1 pseudogene is annotated in these 643 nt (G+C 33.6%); it reads right to left on the bottom strand.

The annotated features are described in order from the left end of the window. Positions 1-440: 440 nt before the first annotated feature. Positions 441-643: pseudogene (locus F890_RS18445) on the bottom strand (IS5/IS1182 family transposase); the annotation flags it as partial.

Below are 643 nucleotides of genomic sequence, written 5' to 3'. Positions count from 1 at the left end.
TCTATATTTTATATCCAGTCCATGGTGATAAAAACCATCATAAACCAGACATTTTTATTGGTGAGAATATAGACACTTTAAATGGGTTCTAACAAACTGATTTCGTATAATATTGATTATGTTAAGCGAAGTATACCAAACAATAACTTCATATATCCCTTACACTCACCTGATTTCAATAAGTTAAAGTACTATCCTTTAATTAGATAAATATGATATGTTGAATTAAATTTTAATTCATAAACTTCATCATGTTTGAACTAAAAACAATTCGATTGACAAAAAAAGGTTCAACTAAAAAACAACTAATATTATTGTTTCACCTCAACTCGTACTGTCCCTGTCTATACCCATTGTTGTTCTCAATGAAAGTTTTACGCTTTCAAAGGGCTTTGTTGCACAAAGATTTGAAATGCAAAGCGCCCCTAATTGAGCCAAATTTAAGGCGTAACTTGGGTAAATGGTCGACCTGATTCCGTAAATCTGTTGAGGACTGCTACACGTGCATGAATTTCATTCACTTGGCTATCAAAACTCCTTGCGCTGAGTTTATCTCCTAATAATTTAATGCAGTGCATCTTAGTTTCAACCAACTTCGCCGATGATAGCCTGACCATTTTTTCCATAGTGTCCTGCCTAAACG

It is taken from the genome of Acinetobacter sp. CIP 64.7 (assembly GCF_000369745.1).
Lineage (GTDB): Bacteria > Pseudomonadota > Gammaproteobacteria > Pseudomonadales > Moraxellaceae > Acinetobacter > Acinetobacter fasciculus.
The sequence above is the reverse complement of the archived record's forward strand: the minus strand, read 5'-3'. Positions and strand labels throughout refer to the sequence as shown.